The sequence below is a fragment of the Bacillus sp. GZB genome (genome assembly GCF_001975995.1).
GTDB lineage: Bacteria > Bacillota > Bacilli > Bacillales > Bacillaceae > Bacillus > Bacillus velezensis.
Genome location: NZ_MTQG01000017.1, coordinates 105,839 through 121,169 on the forward strand (window position 1 = coordinate 105,839; position 15,331 = coordinate 121,169).

Genomic DNA, 15,331 nt, shown 5'->3' on the forward strand with positions numbered 1-15,331 from the left:
TAACAGACTGTCTTTATATGTTTAAACGTCCTTCTCATTCCAGTCTATAGTATTTTCAAGCAGGTAAATCATATTCAACGTCGTAGTATCATAAATAGACAAAGCTTTTTATGTCCCAACATACTTCGGTAGCCGGCTGGAATGGTTCACTTCCTGATACTTCAACTGGAACATTGGCTCCTGCTCTTGCGAATAAAATAGCAATGCTGTATCCAGAGATATTAAATACTAACAGTAAAAAAACAATGCCCTTACCGGCTAAAGCAAATTTCCCGGTTGTACCTGTCGATAAAAGAGAAAAATGGAATCACAGAACGGATTACAACCTTTTAAATCCTTGGTGGGATAAATATTAATAAGTAAGAGGTGGCTCAATGGCAGTTTTTGTTGAAAAAACGCTCCAAGGTCTAAAAGAATTAATTGATGAAAAAGGCCGCTTGAAAATTTTAGGGAATGAAGGAGCTCTTTTAGAAACAGAATGTACTTTCTTTAAAGGTGCAACAGATCTGGAGATTGAGAGTTTTGAGAAGAAAATAAAAGTCTCACTTCCTGAAGATTATAAAACCTTTTTAAAATTGCATAACGGAGCCAGAATATTTGATTTGTTGTTTTACGGTGAGAATGTGGGTGGGGGTTTGCATATTCTTAATGTAGAAGAGATTGAAAAGTATATGCAAAATGGTTTTTTAGAGCCTCAGTTTATTCCCGTCGCACATCTGTTAGACGGATGTTATTTGTTAATTGACAAAACCAAAATATCCACAGATCCAAACTATTTATGGTTCCGCGGATTTATTGAGTATGAACCAATGCAACTTAATTTTGAGATATTCTTAGATAGGTATATTTTATCTCAGGGATCAAGTTTTTGGGAATGGAATATCTATACTGCTGAGAATTATTATAGGACTCACCAGGGTGATGAGGATTAACCTTTCCTACAGTTGGGTTGGTTCATTTTTACTATTAGACTTCGATTTGAACCTTTAAAAATAGGTTTAATTTAGGAGACGAACCGATTAATTGGTGTATAGAGGATTTATAAAAAGCGCAGATACTCTGCGCTTTTTTATTTAAGTATTTTCCGAATCATTCGCAGCCCGTTTTTGGAAGAAGGATAACGGAAAGCGAAGTCGAAGCGGTTCGTTTGTTTGACGACGCTTTTTTTGTGCGTAAACGTGTTAAAGCTGTCAAATCCGTGATAGCTGCCGATGCCGCTTTCCCCGACGCCGCCGAATGGCAAATACGGTGTCGCGACGTGCATTAACGTATCATTGACACAGCCGCCGCCAAACGACAGATTCTCTAAAACAGTTCGCTCGATTCCTTTGTTTGTTGTGAAGAGATACAGGGCGAGCGGCTTTGGGCGTGATTGGACTTTCTCGATGACTTCATCGATATCGCCGTATGTAAACAGCGGAAGAATCGGTCCGAAAATCTCCTCCTGCATCACTGGAGAGTCATCCTTCAGTTGATCTAGAATCGTCGGCGCTATTTTGTGGTGATCAGGATTAAATTGTCCGCCTGTAAGCGGGACGCCATCATTCAGAAAGCTGAGCAGCCGCTGATAGTGGCGTTCACTGACGATTTTGCCGTACTGCGGATTTTGTTCAGGCTGAGGGCCGTAAAATTCACTGATCGCACGCTTCATTTCTTCTGTGAGCTTCGTTTTGATATCTTGGTGGACAAATAAATAATCCGGTGCGATGCAGGTTTGCCCTGCATTTGTAAATTTCCCGAAGACGATGCGTTTGGCGGCAAGCTGTATATCAGCATCCTTATGGACAATGCAGGGACTTTTGCCGCCGAGCTCCAAGGTAACGGGAATTAATTGTTTGGCGGCGGCCTCCATGACGATTTTTCCCACGGCAACGCTTCCGGTGAAGAAAATATAGTCAAAGGGCTGCTGTAATAACACAGTGCTGACGTCGGGCCCGCCCTCCGCCATAGCGACATAGTCACTCGGAAAAACGCTGCTGATGAGTTTGGAAAGAACAGCGGAAACCGCCGGCGTGTATTCTGACGGTTTAAGAACGACTGTGTTTCCGGCCGCAATGGCTCCAATCAAGGGTGAAAGCGCCAGCTGCAAGGGATAATTCCAAGGCGCAATCACCAAAACGGTTCCATATGGCTCAGGGATAATGATGCTTTTCGAGCCTAGGTGAGTCAGAGGCGTTTTGACTCGTTTCGGTTTGATCCATTTTCCCAGCCGCTTCATCACAAAACTGATTTCCTCCAGTACAATTCCGATTTCTGTCGTGTACGACTCTTGTTCGGATTTGTGGAGATCCTGATAGAGAGCGGCTGTTATATCGGCTTCTTGTGTTTTGATGGCTTGTTTCAGCTTTTGCAGCATGTTCAGTCTCGTTTCTAGCTGTCTCGTATGCCCCGCCGCAAAATAGGCTTTGTGCTTGCTGACGATAGAGGGGATGCTGTTCATTTCGTCTCTCCTTTTTGTAAGGTATGGTGATTTATTATGTGGAAAATTTCTTCTGCTTGTCAAATGGGATTTTCTAATGTACATATAGCTGAAAAGCCAGTAGGCACATAAAAAAAGCCCCGGACAGGGGCTTTTTTTAATAAAGAGAGGGAGCATCTGTCCATTATTCGACAGCCCAAAAGAAAAACCCCGGAAACATTGTTATCACAACATGTCCGGGGTTTAATCCAATGCTCTTTAAAGAGCGTTTTACTTAACGGGAGTAGAACTCAACGATAAGCGCTTCGTTAATTTCCGGAGCAAGCTCAGAGCGCTCTGGAAGACGAGTGAATGTACCTTCAAGCTTTTCAGCGTCGAAAGTAAGGTACTCAGGAACGAAGTTGTTTACTTCTACAGATTCTTTGATGATAGAAAGGTTTCTTGATTTTTCGCGAACACCGATTGTTTGACCAGGTTTTACTTGGTAAGACGGAATGTCAACGCGGCTTCCGTCAACAAGGATGTGACCGTGGTTAACTAATTGGCGTGCTTGACGGCGAGTGCGCGCAAGACCGAGCTTGTACACAACGTTATCAAGACGTGCATCTAAAAGAATCATGAAGTTTTCGCCGTGTTTACCAGTCATTTTTGCAGCTTTGTCAAACAATGTGCGGAATTGACGTTCGTTTACACCGTACATGTGACGAAGTTTTTGCTTTTCTTGCAATTGCAAACCGTATTCTGATAGTTTTTTACGCTGTCCCGGACCGTGGGGACCTGGTGCGTAAGGGCGTTTTTCTAATTCTTTACCTGTACCGCTAAGAGAGATTCCTAAACGGCGAGACAGTTTCCAAGATGGACCTGTATAGCGAGCCATAATGTGACTCCTCCTTTGGTTTTATTTTGTGGAAAATAAAGACCGTCTGTTCGATCCGACCGTGCACATTTTGTTTTCATGTATCCTCGCTCCAGCAGCAGAGAGTTACACGATACACCTTACAGCTAAGGAACAAAATGCAAACACAGAAGCTGAACAAAAAGGCTGCAATATTTCACACAAAGAACATTATATGATTTTTCCCCGCCGCCGTCAACCATTTCTCCATGAAGAGTGCCGGTTTATGATATAATGTACAAAAATGAGTAGTACATGTTTAGGTGATAAAAATGAAAAAACAAACAATTGATGAAGTGACGGCCTTTCATCAGAAAATGCTTTCTTTTTTCTTAACGAAATCTGAATCCGTCTCATTATCCGACTCTCTGTTATGGCTGGCCTCAGCTCTAGAATCCTGCTTTACATCTCTTTCATTGACCCTTTCACCGGTAGAATCAACACGTTTCACCATAAAAACAGAAGATGAACCGCATTATGCTCCGCTGAAAGAGAGTGACGGCCGTTTTATGATCAGGAATCAGACGTCCGGCAGATCCTTTTATCTGTGCTCGGAAGGCGGGCTGCCGATCCCGGAATCATTGCCTGAGATCGTTACTCAGTTTATTAATCAATCTGTGAGACAAAGCGGGCTGTTTGACAAAACGAAGCATCAGCGGAAAATTCACAGAATGACAGAAATGTTCCATTCGCTTTTGGACCAAAATGAGGTTTTGGAAAAACTGCAGGCAAGTTTGAGTACGGCTTTCCGGTCTTTCCGTTTTTCACTGTTTATCACGCAGGATCAGGATACGGACAGACAGCTTCCCGCAAAAGAATTACATATGGACGGAAAAGATGCCGATCCGTCTGCCCAGAAGGTTTATTTATCGGGGAGACTGCTCAGAAAAGGCAGGTCATCTGCTTACCTGCCGATCAAAGGCCAGCAGGGGACTTACGGGGTTCTGAAGACGGAGGGGCTGCAGGATGCCGTTCTTTCGTGCAGTACTCTCAGTGAAATGCTGCTGCTTGCGGGCGCAGCGGGAAAAGCATTTGAAAATGCGCAGCTCTATGAGCAATCGAAAAAAAGCATTGCGAATCTGGAGCTCATTAATGAAACATCGCGCCAGCTGAATCAGCGCCTCAGACTCACTGATACGATGCGGGAGCTCGCCGCCATTATGACCCAATCGTTTCATGCGGAAGAAGTGGCTTTTTTTCATATTGATCATTTTGAGACGCAAAATCTGCTTCCGGGACATACCGCTTTTTTTAAGACAGAACGTGCGAACCCCTATATCAGCATTGTGAAAGAAAAGCTCTTCGAGGGAGAAAAGGGCGTGTTTATCGGCAGCGGAAAGACTGTATTCGGCGAAAACGGTTTCGGCTCGCTGATGGCGGTGCCGATGATCGAAAATGACACCGTCTTCGGGTTCGCGATTTTATTGAAAAAGGATTTGTATGCTTTTACGTTTGAAATGTATAAGCTTTTTCAAGCGCTCATTCACCATGCGACATTGGCGGTCACGAACTCCATGCTGCGCGACAGGCTTGAGCATCTTGTTCAGACAGACCAGCTGACGGAGCTGTATTCAAGAACCTATTTGGATGAGAAAATTCAATACAGCATGAAAATTCATAAACGGGGTGTATTCATCCTCGTTGATATCGATAATTTCAAAAATATTAATGATACATACGGTCATCAAACGGGAGATTCGATCCTGATTCAGGTGGCCTCCGTTATGAAGAACCATATTCGTGAGCATGATGTCGCTGCGAGGTGGGGGGGCGAGGAGCTGGCTGTCTATCTGCCGAATATCAACGTGTCATCCGGAGAACGCATCGCTAAAAGGCTGGTTCGCGCCATCCGGGAAAACACCGAGCCGCGCGTGACGATTTCCTGCGGCGTTTCCTGCTGGTCAAAGACCGGCCCGATGCCGTTGAAATTGCTCGTTCAGCAAGCGGATGAGGCGCTTTATATCGCCAAACGGAACGGCAAAAACCGGCTGATCATCCATCAAAACAGCACGACGACGTAAAAAAGGAGCCGGCCTGCCGGCCGGGCTCCTTTTTTTATCCTAATCGTTTTTCAAGCGTTTCAACAAACTTTGCTAAATAGGTTTCGTCCGTTTCATCAAAACGGTTTTTCACGGGGCTGTCAATGTCCAGCACACCGATCACTTCACCGTTTACGTGGATCGGGAGGACAATTTCTGACTGGGAAGCCGCGTCACAGGCGATATGTCCCGGGAACGCATTCACATCGGCAATCCGCTGCACGTCGCCATTAGAGTAGGCAGTGCCGCATACGCCTCTGCCGAACGGAATGCGCACACAGGCAGGAAGTCCTTGAAACGGTCCGAGCACGAGCTCGCCCTCTTTAGCGAAGTAAAACCCCGCCCAGTTGACTTCATGTAATGAATGGTATAAAAGCGCTGACGCATTCGCGTAATTTGCGATCGCATCCGTTTCATCTTCTGTCATGGCTTCGAGCTGTTTAAGCAGAAGCTGATAACTTTTTTCTTTATCTCCGGATTGTTTTTCGACATGAAACATGGAAAACCCTCACTTTTTCTATAATATCAAACAAAGTTCCGGCCGTTCTGCCGGCATTTGTCGAGAAGTTCTTACAGGAACGGCGCCTTTCTGCTTGAATTGTTACACATAAAGGGGTGAGCCGTATGAAAGTAAGCACCAAAGACAAAATTATTAACGCCGCTGTCCAGCTGTTTAACCAAAAAGGTTATTCCGGCACGTCCGTCCGTGAAATCGCAAAGTCAGCTGATGTAAATGTTGCGCACATCTCCTACTATTTTAAAGGGAAAGGAGGATTAATGGAACATTTAGTTTCCGAGTTTTACGAAGGCTATACTGAAGCGCTGGAAAAAGCCGCCGTCAGTATGAACGGTGAAGACGCGCAGGAACGCATCCTGCGGGTGATTTTCGATATTTTATCCTATCAGCACGATAACCGTCAATTAACGCGGTTTGTGTACCGGGAAGTGACGATTGATTCCGTGCTTATCAGGGAAATTATGTCTACTTACTTAATGAAAGAAAAATATATTTTCCAGCTGGTGATTGAAGAAGGGCAGTCACGCCACAGACGGCTGACGCTGCCCGTGCCGCATTTTATTCTGCAATTGAAATCCCTCTTGATGATGCCGTATCTTCAGCCCCAATACATTACGGAGGTGCTCTATATGCAGCCTCATGAACCGTACTTTTATAAAAGGTATTTTGAAGAGGTGAAGATCTGGATCGAAAGCGTGTTCCGACGGCCTGATGCGGCGCTTATGAAGTAATGATGCTTTTGTACGTTTCGTAGGAACTGCCGACATCTTCCGCTTGATGGGCGTCCGACCCGAATATGAGCGGGATTTTTTTTTGCTTCGCCGTCTCAGCCATCCAATCCTCCATGTATACTTCCCCGGCAAATTTCTTTCTGAGCCCGGATGTATTCACATCCAGCTCCATTCCGTGTTCTTTCACGGCGTCAAGACAGCGGGCCGCAAGCTCTCTTATTTGAGGTGACATGCTGTAAGGGAAAAGGCGCGCGAATTTTTTGACGAGCGTGATATGGCCGACCCGTTTTGGCTTAAAGGGGCCGAGCGGTGTTACAATGGAAGAATACACAGTTTCATAGTATTGTTCATATACGGATTCAACGCTTCCGAAGCGGTCGGCAAGCTGCTGAAAGGCGTGCTCGTCAAAATCCAGACATATATAAGACGGACCGGTCTTCAAAAAATGAACGGATAAAATGCCGTCATCCAGTGAGGGGCCGTACGTGTTCAGAAACGCCGCGGTTTCCTCTTCATACCCTGTGATAAAATCGGTTTCCAGCCCAGTCAGAATGCTGATTTGTCCATCGTATTCCTTTTTCAGGTGTGACAGCCGCTCCAAATAAACCTCCATCTGTCTGAGATCCATCGCGCTGTCCTGAAGCGGTACGGGATCTTGAAATGACGGAGGAAGGGGGGCGTGCTCTGTAAATGTGATCGAGTCAAAGCCTCTTTCCAGAGCCTTTTCGACATATTGTTTCAGCGTATCCTTCGAGCCGTGAGGGCAAAAAGGCGTGTGGATATGAGCATCTCGTTTTTCCATTTGTGTCACTCCATTAAAAAATTGCAGAATCCTGCCGAAATTATGCAAAAAGTTTTTGATTTCTGGTCAAAAAATGTTGGTTACATGGTATCATAATAACAATGAAAACGACAGATTTTCTCAATACATATATTGAAATCTTTCTGAATACATAAAACACCCTGACAGATTAAGAGAACAACAAGGGGGCTCATTATGGAGTTAGTCATCGGATTATTGGTTATACTGCTCGCGCTCTTTGCGGCGGGCTACTTTTTCAGGAAAAAAATTTATACGGAAATTGACCGGCTGGAGTCATGGAAGATTGAAATTTTAAACCGTTCGATAGTGGAAGAAATGTCCAAGATCAAACATCTGAAAATGACCGGAGAGACGGAAGAGTTCTTTGAAAGATGGCGCGAAGAGTGGGATGAAATTGTCACAGCCCATCTGCCGAAAGTAGAAGAGCTCCTTTATGATGCCGAAGAGAACGCCGACAAATACCGGTTTAAAAAAGCGAATCAGGTGCTTGTCCACATCGACGACCTTCTCACTGCAGCCGAATCAAATATAGAAGGCATACTGCGTGAGATCAGCGACCTTGTGACGAGCGAGGAAAAAAGCCGCGGAGAGATTGAACAGGTGCGTGAGCGGTATTCAAAAGCGCGGAAGAATCTTCTGGCGTACAGCCATCTCTACGGAGAGCTTTATAACAGCCTGGAGACGGATCTCGACGAAATCTGGAGCGGCATAAAAGAGTTCGAAGAAGAGACGGAAGGCGGCAATTACATCAAAGCGAGAAAAGTGCTGCTTGAACAGGACCGCAGACTGGATCAGCTTCAGACATACATAGATGACGTTCCGAAACTGCTTGCGGACTGTAAACAGACCGTGCCGAACCAAATTGCCAAGCTGAAAGACGGCTACCGGGAAATGACGGAAAAAGGCTACAAATTGGAGCATATTCAAATCGAAAAAGAGCTGGATACACTCACAAATCAATTGAAACGGGCCGAAAACGCGCTATTGGAAGAATTGGATGTCGACGAAGCGTCCGCCATTCTTCAGCTGATTGATGAAACCATTCAATCGATGTATGACCAGCTGGAAGGCGAAGTGGAAGCCGGACAGTCCGTATTAAGCAAAATGCCTGAGCTGATCATCGCGTATGAAAAGCTTGAGGAAGAAAAAGACCGCACAAAAACCGAAACGGAGCTCGTCAAGGAAAGCTATCAGCTGACGGCGGGTGAAATCGGCAGACAGCATGCCTTCGAAAAACAGCTGGAAACGATCGGCCGGCTCCTTGAGCAGGCGAGAGAAAAGCTTGATGGTGAGCATGTCGCTTACTCTCTATTGATTGAAGAAGTCGAGGCCATCGAAAAGCAGATGGAAGAGGCTCAGAAAGAACATGCCGAATACCGTGAAAATCTGCAGGCGCTCAGAAAAGAAGAACTGCAGGCGCGGGAAACGCTGATGCATCTTCGGAAAACCATTTCTGACACGGCCCGAATGCTGCAAAAAAGCAACGTGCCGGGAATTCCTGAACAAGTCAAGGGCAAGCTCGAGACGGCAAATCATCATATAGAAGAAACCGTCAGCCAATTGGAAGTGCTGCCGCTGAATATGGAGGAAGCCGCCAAACATCTGACCGAAGCCGAAAAGGTGGTTGAGGAAGTCAGCGAAGAGGCGGAAGATCTTGTGATTCAGGTGAAGCTGATTGAGCGGATCATCCAGTACGGCAACCGCTTCCGAAGCCAGAATCATATTTTATCCGAACAGCTGAAAGAAGCGGAACGGCTGTTTTACGCTTACAGCTATAATGAAGCTTATGAGATGGCGGCAGATGCTGTTGAAAAAGCAGCTCCCGGCGCCGTGAAAAAAATTAAAGCTGATCAATCTGCTTCATAGACGCATAAGCAAAAACTGCACCCTGATGGAAATCAGAGGTGCAGTTTTTTAGTTTCTCACGGAATATAAAAAGCGCCTGCGGCTGATATACGTCAAGCCGCAAGCGCTGAATGTTACGATTTTGCTTTATTTAATTCGATGGGCGGGCTGGTAAAAAACGTGATGATGCAGCCGATGATCGCTCCGGCAATGCCCGGAAGCACCCAGCCGATTCCCATGCTGTAAAGCGGAAGATTTGCGTTTAAGAATGAATCTAATGATCCGAGCGGAATGCCTGCTGCCTTCAAACCGTCCAAGATACTGAACAGCCCCGTTCCGATCAGGCAGGCGATATAGACTTCCCGTCTTTCCTTAAAGATTTTATCAATAAAGGAAAGGACGATAATGACAATCGCCAGCGGGTAAATCGCTGATAAAATAGGAACTGAAAATGCAATAATCTCAGCAAGTCCGAAATTTGAAATCGCCAGACTGAACAGCGTGACAATCGTAACCACCATTTTGTATGATAAAGCGGGAATCAATTTTGAAAAATATTCGCCGCAAGATGTGACAAGCCCGATGCTTGTCGTTAAACACGCAACGGTGATGGCAGAGCCGAGAACGATGTTTCCCAGTGAACCGAACAGGTAATCTGATGAAGCTGATAAAATCTTTGCGCCTTCGCCGATCGGACCTACAGCGTCCGTGCTTGTCGCTCCCAAATAGGCCAAAGATAAATAAATGAATGTCAAACCTGCCGCAGCTATAAGACCCGCTTTAATACAAGCGGCCGCGAGCGCTTTACGCTGGGTGACGCCCCTGCTTTTAACAGCGTTGACGACAACGACGCCGAAGACGATTGAGGCGAGCGCGTCCATTGTTTTATAGCCTTCCAAAAATCCTTTGAACACCGGCGTTCCGGAATATGCCTGATGTACGGCGCCCAGTCCGCCCATCGGAGTGACAATGGCTTTTACGACGATGATTAAAATAATACCGAATTTAATAGGAGTCAAAATCTTTCCGACTCTGTCAACGATTTTGGAAGGATTAAGAGCTAAATAATACGTAATAGCAAAAAAGATCAACGTGAAAACAAATAAAGATAATCTTTCCGGAATGCCGCTTAAAAACGGAACTGCACCGATTTCATATGAAACGGTTCCGGTTCTCGGAATCGCGAAAAGCGGCCCGATTGATAAATAAAGCACAACGGTGAAAATAGTCCCGAATACCGGATGAGCTTTATCGGCAAGCCCTTTTGCGTCTTTGCCCGTTAATGCGATGGCGATAATACCCAAAAGCGGCAGACCTACGCCGGTCAGTAAGAAACCGCCCATCGCTTTCCAGACATTATGCCCCGCCGCTTGCCCGAGCTCCGGCGGATATATCATATTTCCTGCCCCGAAAAAAAGTGCGAAAAGCATGAAACCGATAATAACGGTATCTTTGACAGGTAGTGAGTGTTTCATAAAAATCCTCCTAAATACTATGTTGAAATATTCTGTCAATTAATTGTCAGATAATATAACAAGACGAACATTACTTATTATATGGCAATGTACAGAGAAGTCAATACTCGATTTATTGCGAATTTATATTTACTTTTGTTATGGTAGCATAAATATCATACGATGTACCGTTTTCATTAAAGGAGTAAAAAAAATGATATATTTAGACAACAGCTCAACGACCGAGCCGTATGAAGAGGTTTTGGAAGTGTATAAACAGACGAGCAGCCGTTATTTCGGCAACCCTTCGTCTCTGCACCAGTTAGGAACTGAGACGGAACAGCTCCTTGAAGCGGCCGCTCAGCAAATAAAAAAAACCTTGCGTTTAAAAAATTATGATATTGTATTTACATCAGGCGCGACTGAAGCGAATAACGCGGCGTTAAAGGGAGCAGCCTGGGCAAACATGAGTAAAGGAAGACATATCATTGCTTCGGCGATTGAGCATCCTTCTGTGACGGAGACGCTTGATCAGCTGACAGAGCTGTTCGGCTTTGAAGTCACATATCTTCCGGCCGATCAAAACGGCTTCGTTTCTTTGAAAGACGTCAAATCGGCTATCAGGCCGGATACGATAATCGTCAGCGTCATGCATGTCAATAACGAAGTCGGCTCCATTCAGCCTGTAAAGGAAATCGGCGGTTTTTTGAAGCAGCACCGGAATATTCTGTTTCATGTTGATCATGTGCAGGGCATTCATAAAGTTCCTCTGTCTATAGAAGAAGCGGGCATTGACCTTTGCACCGTTTCAGGGCATAAGTTTCACGGCTTAAAAGGGACCGGAGCGCTTATCGTCAAAAAAGGAACGCGGCTCATTCCGCTTATAACGGGCGGCTCGCAGCAAAAAGGCGTCCGCGCCGGAACAGAACACACGGCAGGCGCCGTTTCCCTTGCGAAAGCGATCAATCTTTCCGCGCGTGACATGAACGAGCGGCTTTCTTCCATGGAGGCTGCCAAGAATGCGCTCATGGAAAGGCTGAGCGGGACGGACGGGGTCGTCATCAATACTCCCGCCGAAAACAGCGCGCCGCATATCATTAATTTTTCCGTTCCGGGCGTGAAGGCGGAAGTGCTGCTGCACATGCTTGAGGAAAAAGCAATATATGTCTCCACAACCGCGGCATGTTCGGCAAGAGAGCACAAACCGAGCCGTGTTCTTCTGCAAATGAATAAAGGCGAACAGATTGCATCAAGCAGCATCAGAGTCAGCCTGAACTTCAGCCATACGGCTGACATCACGGAGCCGTTTATGGCCGCGCTGGCGCCGGCTGTTCAAAAACTAAAAAAAATGATGAGGTAGCATATGAATTACGATCATATTTTAATCCGTTTTGGTGAAATATCCACAAAAGGAAAAAACAGACGCAGTTTTATTGAAAGATTAAAACAGAATATCCGCCTGGTATTAAAGGATTATAAAAAAGTAAAATACTTTTCAAACCGGGACCGGATGTCAATTACACTTAATGGAGAAAACCCGGAGGAAATTTGTTCCTTATTAAAGAATATATTCGGCATTCAAAGCTTTAGTCTCGCAATTAAATGCGAAAGCAAGCTGGAAGACATTAAAAAAACGGCTTTAGCCGCGATAGAAGGCGAATATAAACCGGGGAATACGTTTAAGGTCGAGACCAAACGGGCTTACAAACAGTTTGAATTAGATACGAATGCGATGAACGCTGAAATCGGCGGCCATATTTTGAAAAACACGGATGGATTAACCGTCGATGTGAAACATCCCGATATTCCGCTTCGGATTGAAATCAGGGAGGAAGCGACATTCCTGACGATTCGCAACGAAAAAGGCGCCGGAGGCCTTCCTGTCGGTTCCGCGGGTAAAGCGATGCTGATGCTTTCCGGCGGTTTTGACAGTCCGGTCGCCGGTTTTTACGCGATGAAACGGGGATTATCAGTTGAAGCCGTACATTTCTTCAGTCCGCCGTATACGAGTGAACGTGCAAAGCAGAAAGTCATGGATCTCGCGGGATGCCTTGCAAAGTTCGGCGGCAGTATGACGCTTCATATCGTGCCGTTTACAAAGACGCAGGAACTCATCCAAAAACAAATCCCGGAGAACTATACGATGACGGCGACGCGGCGTCTTATGCTGCAAATCGCGGACAGAATCAGAGAAGAACGAAAAGCGCTCGCGATCATTACGGGAGAAAGTCTCGGGCAGGTAGCGAGCCAGACGCTTGAAAGCATGTATGCGATCAATGCCGTGACGGCAACGCCGATTTTACGCCCTTTAATCGGAATGGACAAAACAGAAATCATCGAGAAATCAAAAGAAATCGGCACTTATGAAACAAGCATTCAGCCGTTTGAGGACTGCTGCACCATCTTTACGCCGCCAAGTCCGAAAACACGCCCGAAAAAAGAAAAAATCGAGCACTTCGAAAGCTTCGTTGATTTTGAACCGCTGATTGCTGAGGCCGCTGCCGGCATCGAAACCATCACTGTTTACTCAGAGCAGGAAGCTCACGATAAGTTTGCCGGCCTGTTTTAAAACTGTATACAATTACCAAAGTTTTTTTGAATGAAGACATGTGTTTTATCACATTCTATACTCACAAGGAGGTGATACACATGTCACAACAATCAAACAGCGGAAACAGCAACCAGCTTTTAGTGCCAGGCGCTGCTCAAGCTATCGACCAAATGAAGTATGAAATCGCTTCTGAATTCGGTGTAAACCTTGGACCGGAAACAACTTCTCGCGCTAACGGTTCTGTCGGTGGAGAAATCACAAAACGTCTTGTCTCTTTTGCTCAGCAAAGCATGGGCGGAAGCAGCCAGCAGCAGTTTTAATCACAACTTCACATAATGGCTAAGAGAGCGGGGAATTCCCCGCTCTTTTTTCATGAGTATAGATAGAAGGCGGGAAGCAATTTATGCATATTTTTATTGTAATGGCCTATGTTTATGTATAATGGGGAAAGAAAGTGAGGAGTTGTTCGTGTTAAAACGAGAAGATTTAATCGCCCCAAAGAACTATAACCTTGTAAATGAAATCGAAAAGTTCAGCCGTTCCAAAGAGAAGAACGCGCTTATTTGGGAAGATCAAACAGGCGGCAAGAAAGTCTGGACGTATGAAAAATTGATGGAAGAAACGAATAAAATCGGAGCCCGCCTGAAAGGTCTCGGATTTGAAAAAGGCGATAAGCTGATTGTCATGGTTCCGAGAGTGCTTGAAGCGTATGCCGTTTATTTAGCGATCTTAAAAGCGGGGATGGTCGTCATTCCTTGCTCGGAAATGCTGCGCGCCAAAGACCTTGAATACCGGATCAAACACGCCGAAGTGAAAGGCGCTATCGTTTATCCTTCATTTATAAACGCGTTTGACGAGGTGAATACCGAACAGCTGGTGACATTGTCAATCGGTGAAAATGATGCCGGCTGGAAAAACCTCCTAACGATTGAAGCGGATGGAGACAGTTTTCAAACAGCTGATACAACAAGAGAAGACATGGCGTTTTTGTCCTATACTTCAGGCACGACCGGCCAGCCTAAAGGCGTTGTACATACACACGGCTGGGCCTTTGCCCATTTAAAAACATCAGCCGGTGCATGGCTGGATATTTCTGAAGACGATACAGTGTGGGCCACCGCGGCGCCCGGCTGGCAGAAATGGGTGTGGAGCCCGCTGCTCGCAATTCTGGGAAGCGGCGCGACAGGAGTCATTTATCACGGCAGATTCAGCGCCAAGACGTATTTAGAGCTGCTGGAGCGCCATCAAGTAAATGTCTTCTGCTGTACCCCGACGGAATACCGCCTGATGGCAAAAGTGGAGGAGTTGGACAAATATGATCTTTCTGCCCTTCACAGCGCAGTTTCTGCGGGTGAGCCATTAAACCGGGAAGTCATTGACGTATTCCGGAAGCATTTCGGCATTAAAGTGAGAGACGGATACGGCCAAACGGAGAGCACCCTGTTAGTCGGCGTCCTGAAGGATATGGATATTAAGCCGGGAAGCATGGGCAAACCGACCCCTGGAAATCAAGTGGAGATTATAAACGATAAAGGCGAAATATGCGAAACAGGCGAAACGGGCGATATCGCCGTGCATCTGAGCACACCGGCCTTATTCAAGGAATATTATAAAGATCCCGAAAGAACGAAAAAGCAGATTCGCGGAGATTACTTTCTTACAGGAGACCGCGCGAAAAAAGACGAGGACGGCTACTTTTGGTTTGAGAGCCGCAATGATGACATCATCGTCAGCTCCGGATATACAATCGGGCCTTTTGAAGTAGAGGACGCGCTCGTGAAGCATCCGGAAGTGAAAGAATGTGCCGTCGTGGCGAGCCCGGATGAAATCAGAGGTTCAATCGTAAAAGCCTATGTCGTTTTACAAGACGATGAAAAGCGCAGTGATGAACTTGTCAAAGAACTGCAAAACCACGTAAAAACGATTACGGCGCCTTACAAATATCCGAGAGAAATTGAATTTGTCGAAAGCTTGCCGAAAACGGCGTCCGCAAAAATCAGACGTGTGGAGCTGAGACAGCGTGAAGAACGGCTGAAGGCTGATAAAAAAGCATAATA

At 45.8% G+C, this 15,331-nt stretch carries 13 protein-coding genes; 8 read left to right on the forward strand and 5 right to left on the reverse strand.

The window, feature by feature from the left end:
• Positions 1–374: 374 nt before the first annotated feature.
• Entirely contained in the window at positions 375–932 is a 558-nt protein-coding gene (locus BXO87_RS11570) for an SMI1/KNR4 family protein (RefSeq protein WP_038459510.1), read from the forward strand.
• A 137-nt stretch (positions 933–1,069) separates the two neighbouring features.
• Here BXO87_RS11570 and BXO87_RS11575 read toward each other — a convergent pair whose 3' ends face one another.
• Both BXO87_RS11575 and rpsD read right to left on the reverse strand, forming a co-directional pair.
• Complete coding sequence (locus tag BXO87_RS11575) at positions 1,070–2,440, reverse strand: aldehyde dehydrogenase (RefSeq protein ID WP_038459508.1); 1,371 nt, start codon at positions 2,438–2,440, stop codon at positions 1,070–1,072.
• 253 nt (positions 2,441–2,693) lie between these two features.
• Complete coding sequence (rpsD, locus tag BXO87_RS11580) at positions 2,694–3,296, reverse strand: 30S ribosomal protein S4 (RefSeq protein WP_003152406.1); 603 nt, start codon at positions 3,294–3,296, stop codon at positions 2,694–2,696.
• A 290-nt stretch (positions 3,297–3,586) separates the two neighbouring features.
• Between rpsD and BXO87_RS11590 the strand changes: the two genes are divergently transcribed.
• Positions 3,587–5,335 carry a sensor domain-containing diguanylate cyclase gene (locus BXO87_RS11590; RefSeq protein WP_038459506.1) on the forward strand — a complete coding sequence of 583 codons (1,749 nt, stop codon included), beginning with the start codon at positions 3,587–3,589 and terminating at the stop codon, positions 5,333–5,335.
• Between the two features lie 34 nt (positions 5,336–5,369).
• Here the strand turns inward: BXO87_RS11590 and BXO87_RS11595 are convergent, their stop codons facing one another.
• A complete protein-coding gene (locus BXO87_RS11595) occupies positions 5,370–5,852 on the reverse strand; it encodes a GAF domain-containing protein (RefSeq protein WP_038459504.1) in 483 nt (160 codons plus the stop codon).
• Between the two features lie 125 nt (positions 5,853–5,977).
• Here BXO87_RS11595 and refZ point away from each other — a divergent pair, with 125 nt between their 5' ends.
• Positions 5,978–6,601 (forward strand): forespore capture DNA-binding protein RefZ, encoded by a 624-nt coding sequence (gene refZ, locus BXO87_RS11600; RefSeq protein ID WP_007408038.1) that lies wholly within the window; start codon positions 5,978–5,980, stop codon positions 6,599–6,601.
• Here refZ and hisJ read toward each other — a convergent pair.
• Positions 6,591–7,403, reverse strand: coding sequence for a histidinol-phosphatase HisJ (hisJ, locus tag BXO87_RS11605; protein WP_038459502.1), 813 nt, complete (start codon positions 7,401–7,403; stop codon positions 6,591–6,593). The genes refZ and hisJ overlap by 11 nt on opposite strands.
• Before the next feature lie 195 nt (positions 7,404–7,598).
• Between hisJ and ezrA the strand changes: the two genes are divergently transcribed.
• Positions 7,599–9,290 (forward strand): septation ring formation regulator EzrA, encoded by a 1,692-nt coding sequence (gene ezrA, locus BXO87_RS11610; protein ID WP_038459500.1) that lies wholly within the window; start codon positions 7,599–7,601, stop codon positions 9,288–9,290.
• Positions 9,291–9,403: 113 nt separating this feature from the next.
• On the opposite strand, the gene brnQ is transcribed toward ezrA, so the two are convergent.
• On the reverse strand, positions 9,404–10,744 hold the full coding sequence (gene brnQ, locus BXO87_RS11615; protein ID WP_032873674.1) for a branched-chain amino acid transport system II carrier protein: 1,341 nt from the start codon (positions 10,742–10,744) through the stop codon (positions 9,404–9,406).
• A gap of 193 nt (positions 10,745–10,937) precedes the next feature.
• Here brnQ and BXO87_RS11620 point away from each other — a divergent pair, with 193 nt between their 5' ends.
• The 4 genes from BXO87_RS11620 to mbcS all read left to right on the forward strand — a co-directional run bounded on the left by BXO87_RS11620 (position 10,938) and on the right by mbcS (position 15,329).
• Positions 10,938–12,083, forward strand: coding sequence for a cysteine desulfurase family protein (locus tag BXO87_RS11620; RefSeq protein ID WP_038459498.1), 1,146 nt, complete (start codon positions 10,938–10,940; stop codon positions 12,081–12,083).
• A 3-nt stretch (positions 12,084–12,086) separates the two neighbouring features.
• Positions 12,087–13,292: a tRNA uracil 4-sulfurtransferase ThiI gene (thiI, locus tag BXO87_RS11625; RefSeq protein ID WP_007408042.1), complete on the forward strand. Its 1,206-nt coding sequence runs from the start codon at positions 12,087–12,089 to the stop codon at positions 13,290–13,292.
• Positions 13,293–13,372: 80 nt separating this feature from the next.
• On the forward strand, positions 13,373–13,594 hold the full coding sequence (locus tag BXO87_RS11630; protein WP_007408043.1) for an alpha/beta-type small acid-soluble spore protein: 222 nt from the start codon (positions 13,373–13,375) through the stop codon (positions 13,592–13,594).
• A gap of 148 nt (positions 13,595–13,742) precedes the next feature.
• Positions 13,743–15,329: an acyl-CoA synthetase MbcS gene (mbcS, locus tag BXO87_RS11635; protein WP_007408044.1), complete on the forward strand. Its 1,587-nt coding sequence runs from the start codon at positions 13,743–13,745 to the stop codon at positions 15,327–15,329.
• The last annotated feature ends 2 nt before the right edge of the window (positions 15,330–15,331 follow it).

What these genes read in the sequence shown, in the direction of transcription:
- BXO87_RS11590 (WP_038459506.1), top strand. Translation starts at nt 3,587, where the DNA reads ATGAAAAAACAAACAATTGATGAAGTGACGGCCTTTCATCAGAAAATG.
- thiI (WP_007408042.1), top strand. Translation starts at nt 12,087, where the DNA reads ATGAATTACGATCATATTTTAATCCGTTTTGGTGAAATATCCACAAAA.
- BXO87_RS11595 (WP_038459504.1), bottom strand. Translation starts at nt 5,852, where the DNA reads ATGTTTCATGTCGAAAAACAATCCGGAGATAAAGAAAAAAGTTATCAG.
- refZ (WP_007408038.1), top strand. Translation starts at nt 5,978, where the DNA reads ATGAAAGTAAGCACCAAAGACAAAATTATTAACGCCGCTGTCCAGCTG.
- BXO87_RS11630 (WP_007408043.1), top strand. Translation starts at nt 13,373, where the DNA reads ATGTCACAACAATCAAACAGCGGAAACAGCAACCAGCTTTTAGTGCCA.
- brnQ (WP_032873674.1), bottom strand. Translation starts at nt 10,744, where the DNA reads ATGAAACACTCACTACCTGTCAAAGATACCGTTATTATCGGTTTCATG.
- hisJ (WP_038459502.1), bottom strand. Translation starts at nt 7,403, where the DNA reads ATGGAAAAACGAGATGCTCATATCCACACGCCTTTTTGCCCTCACGGC.
- rpsD (WP_003152406.1), bottom strand. Translation starts at nt 3,296, where the DNA reads ATGGCTCGCTATACAGGTCCATCTTGGAAACTGTCTCGCCGTTTAGGA.
- BXO87_RS11575 (WP_038459508.1), bottom strand. Translation starts at nt 2,440, where the DNA reads ATGAACAGCATCCCCTCTATCGTCAGCAAGCACAAAGCCTATTTTGCG.
- ezrA (WP_038459500.1), top strand. Translation starts at nt 7,599, where the DNA reads ATGGAGTTAGTCATCGGATTATTGGTTATACTGCTCGCGCTCTTTGCG.
- BXO87_RS11570 (WP_038459510.1), top strand. Translation starts at nt 375, where the DNA reads ATGGCAGTTTTTGTTGAAAAAACGCTCCAAGGTCTAAAAGAATTAATT.
- BXO87_RS11620 (WP_038459498.1), top strand. Translation starts at nt 10,938, where the DNA reads ATGATATATTTAGACAACAGCTCAACGACCGAGCCGTATGAAGAGGTT.